At 72.3% G+C, this 4162-nt stretch carries 2 protein-coding genes; one reads left to right on the top strand and one right to left on the bottom strand.

Annotated elements, in window-relative coordinates; genetic code table 11:
- Positions 1–2545, bottom strand: a 2545-nt coding sequence (gene ileS, locus DZF91_RS27385) for an isoleucine--tRNA ligase (protein ID WP_117360030.1), incomplete at its 3' end; no start/stop codon positions are given.
- Positions 2546–3648: 1103 nt separating this feature from the next.
- On the opposite strand from ileS, the gene DZF91_RS42310 reads away from it, so the two are divergent.
- A complete protein-coding gene (locus tag DZF91_RS42310) occupies positions 3649–4026 on the top strand; it encodes a TraR/DksA family transcriptional regulator (protein ID WP_235834605.1) in 378 nt (125 codons plus the stop codon).
- Positions 4027–4162: the final 136 nt, after the last annotated feature.

The raw sequence follows: 4162 nt of genomic DNA, 5'->3' as shown, positions 1-4162 counted from the left end.
CGAGCGCGCGGCCGAGCGGCTGCCGGGTGCGCACGCCGGACGCGACGCGCGCCGCGCGGCCCAGCTCGACCAGCCGCCGGACGAGCGCCATGTGCTCGGTGAGGGCGGGGTCGAGCAGGTCCTCGCGGACGGCCGGCCACTCGGCGAGGTGCACCGACTCGGGCGCGTCCTCGGGCCGCAGGACGTCCCACACGTGGTCGGTGATGAACGGCGTGAGCGGCGCCATGAGCCGGGTCAGGGTCTCCAGGCACTCGTAGAGGGTCGCGAACGCCGAGGCGCCCTCGGCCGTCTCCGGGCCCGCCCAGAACCGCCGCCGGGACCGGCGCACGTACCAGTTGGACAGGTCGTCGACGAACTCGGCGAGGCGGCGTCCGGCGCGCGCGGTGTCGAACTGCTCCAGCGCGTCGTCCACCTCCTTGACCGTGCGGTGCAGCTCGGCCAGCGCCCACCGGTCCAGCAGCGGGCGGTCGGCCGGGGCGGGCGCCTCGGCGGCGCGGTCCGGAGTCCAGGCGCGCCTGCCCTCGCCCTCACCGGCGGCGTTGGCGTACAGGACGAAGAACGACGCGGTGTTCCAGTAGGTGAGGAGCACCTTGCGGACGATCTCCTCCAGCACGTTGGGGCCGACGCGGCGGGAGGCCCAGGGCAGCCCGCCGGCCGCCATGTACCAGCGCAGGGCGTCCGCGCCGTGCTGGTCCATCAGCGGGATCGGCTGGAGCACGTTGCCGAGGTGCTTGCTCATCTTGCGGCCGTCCTCGGCGAGGATCAGGCCGAGGCACAGCACGTTCTCGTAGGACGAGCGGTCGAACACCAGCGTGCCGACGGCCATCAGCGAGTAGAACCAGCCGCGCGTCTGGTCCTGCGCCTCGCAGATGAACTGCGCGGGGTAGGACTTCTCGAACACGTCCTGGTTCATGTGCGGCGCGCCCCACTGGGCGAACGGCATCGAACCCGAGTCGTACCAGGCGTCGATGACGTCCGGGACGCGCCGGGCCGTGCCGCCGCAGGTCGGGCACGGGAAGGTGACGTCGTCCACGTACGGGCGGTGCGGCTCGAGCGCGGTCAGGTCGCGCCCGGCCAGCTCACCGAGCTCCTTGAGGGAGCCGACGCAGGTGATGTGGTCCTCGTCGTCGGCGCAGACCCACAGCGGCAGCGGGGTGCCCCAGTAGCGGCTGCGCGACAGCGACCAGTCGACGTTGTTGCGCAGCCACTCGCCGTACCGGCCCTCCTTGACGTTCTCGGGGAACCAGTTGGTCTTCGCGTTCTCCTCCAGCAGCCGCTCCTTGACGGCGGTGGTGCGGATGTACCAGGCGGGGAGCGCGTAGTAGAGCAGCGGGGTGTGGCAGCGCCAGCAGTGCGGGTAGCTGTGGTCGAAGTGGCCGCCCTTGAACAGCAGGCCGCGGATCCGCAGGTCCTCGGTGAGCTGCTCGTCGGCGTCCTTGAAGAACTTCCCGCCGACCATGGGGACGGTGCCGAGGAACCGGCCGTCCGGCCCGACCGGGTTGACGATCGGCATGCCGTAGTTCTTGCAGACGGTCATGTCGTCGGCGCCGAAGGCGGGGGCCTGGTGGACGAGGCCGGTGCCGTCCTCGACGGTGACGTAGTCGCCGAGCACGACGTAGTGCGCGTCGGGGATCTCGACCAGCTCGAACGGCCGGCTGTACGGCGTCCGCTCCAGCTCGCGGCCCTGGAAGGACGCCAGGACCTCGGCGTCCTCGCCGAGCACCCGCGCGAGCAGCGGCTCGGCCACGACCAGCACCTCGTCGGAACCCGCCGGGCGGGCGGCGACGTAGGTGACGTCCGGGTGGACGGCGACGGCGGTGTTGGACACCAGCGTCCACGGCGTGGTCGTCCAGATCAGCAGCTTGGCGTCCAGCTCGGCGAGCGGGCCGGCGGTGACCGGCATCCGCACGTACACCGAGGGGCTGGACACGGTCTCGTACCCGCCGGGCTGGCCCAGCTCGTGGTCGGACAGGCCGGTGCCGCAGCGCGGGCAGTACGGCGTGATGCGGAAGTCGCGGAACAGCAGGTCCTTGTCGAAGACCTGCTTCAGCGACCACCAGACGGCCTCGACGTAGGACGGGTCCATCGTGCGGTAGGCCTGGGACATGTCGACCCAGTAGCCCATCCGCTCGGTCATCTCCTCGAAGGCGTCCACGTGGCGCAGGACGGACTCGCGGCAGCGGTCGTTGAACTCCGCGACGCCGTAGTCCTCGATGTCCCGCTTGCCGGTGAGGCCGAGCTCCTTCTCGACGGCGACCTCGACGGGCAGGCCGTGGCAGTCCCAGCCCGCCTTGCGCGGGACGTGGTAGCCCTTCATCGTCCGGAAGCGCGGGAAGACGTCCTTGAAGACGCGGGCCTCCACGTGGTGGACGCCGGGCATCCCGTTGGCGGTGGGCGGGCCCTCGTAGAACACCCAGCGGGGGCCGCCCGCGGTGCGCTCCAGCGACCGCTCGAAGATCTTGTTCTCCTGCCAGCGGCGCAGCATGTCCCGCTCCAGGGCGGGCAGATCGACCTGCGCGGGCAGGGGCCGGAACTGACGGCTCACGGTCGGCGGACCTCCGGATCGACGTGTCGGACGACGTTTCCGGAGGGACGAGGCGCGCGGCCCCGCGGTACCACCCTCCTTGGCCGCGCGCGAGGACGCGACCCACTTCGTTGAGCCGTCCGGCTGCCGGTTCTACTGGGCCCGCCGTCCGTTGGGACGCGCCGGGCCGTTCCTCCGGCGGCTCCGGGGTGATCAGACCGCCGCGCGGGCCCCCGGGCTCGCACCGTCCCCGGGTCGCTCATGGCCGCCTTCGGCGGCAGGTGTCCCCATCTTCGCCTGCCGACAAGACTGCTGGACAGAGGGTAACGCACGGCGCGTCCGAACTCTTCCCCATATCGCCCGCGCGGTCCGCCGGGCGGGGATCCGGCACCGGCCGCCCGAGGACGGCGGGATGTGAGGTGCGTCACGCTGGCAAAGGTTGGGCATGTCTGCCGAACCGGGGGTTTCTCGGCTCGGGGGCACCGGGCATATTGCGGGCTGTACTCGGCCCGGACGCCTCGTCCGGGCCTCACCATCAGGGGGAATGGGGACCTATGCTGCCCGCACCGTCCGTCGAGGAGACCAGCGCGAGCGAGGCCGCTCCGGCCGGCGCCCGCACCGCCCGGACGGGCGCCCGGAGCACCGCCGGACGCACGGCCGCCAAGCGCCCGTCCAGGACCGCCGCCAAGGCCAAGCCGCCCGCCAAGAGCCCGGCGAAGTCCCCGTCCAAGTCCCCGTCGAAGACACCGTCCAAGGCCCCGGGGACGACGAGGACCCGGGCCGAGGCGGCGGCGAAGGCCCCCGTGAAGGCCCCTGCGAAAGCGCCGGTCAAGCCTGTCGCGAAGCCCGCGGGGAAGACCACCAAGGTGGTGGCCAAGGGAAAGACGGCCGCCAAGGACCCGGTCAAGGACCCCGCGAAGACCCCGGCGAAATCCGCGGCGAAATCCCCGGTGAAGGCTCGGGCCAAGAGTGCCGCCAAGGTCGTCGTCAAGACGGCGAAGCCCAAGGCCGCGTCCGCCACCGGGACGCGGGCGAAAACGAAGGTGACCACGAAGGCGAACACCAAGGCGACCAGGGCCGCGACGGTCGCCGACGCGGCGGGCGCCAAGACGAAGGCCGCCGAACTGCCCGTCCGCCAGGACGAGGCGAACTGGACCGAGACCGAGCTCGCCGAGGTCAGGGCCGTGCTCGGGGCCAACATCACCGCCCTGGAGGCGGAGATCGCCGAGCTGTCCTCGCACATCGCCGACGAGAGCGGCGAGGGGGCCGGGGACGACCAGGCCGACGCGGGCGCCAAGACCTACGAGCGCGAACACGAGCTCGCCCTGACCTACAATTCCCGTGACCTGCTCGCGCAGAACGAGCGGGCCATCCAGCGCATGGACGCCGGGACGTACGGGGTGTGCGAGTCGTGCGGCAAGCCGATCGGCAAAGCCCGCCTTCAGGCCTATCCCCGCGCGACGCTGTGCGTGACCTGCAAACAACGCGAGGAACGTCACTGAATTGACCTCAGCCAGCAGCCCCCCGGCGGGCACACCGGAGACGCCAGGAGCCCCCCTGGACGACGAGCGGGCCGCGCCCCCCGGCCCCGGGGGGTCCGGCGGGCGCGGGCGCGGCCGACCGCGCCGGATCGGCGTG

The organism is Actinomadura logoneensis, assembly GCF_003428695.1.
In the GTDB taxonomy this organism is placed as follows: domain Bacteria; phylum Actinomycetota; class Actinomycetes; order Streptosporangiales; family Streptosporangiaceae; genus Spirillospora; species Spirillospora logoneensis.
Note: the sequence above shows the minus strand (reverse complement) of the source record. Positions and strands in the feature narration are given on the sequence as shown.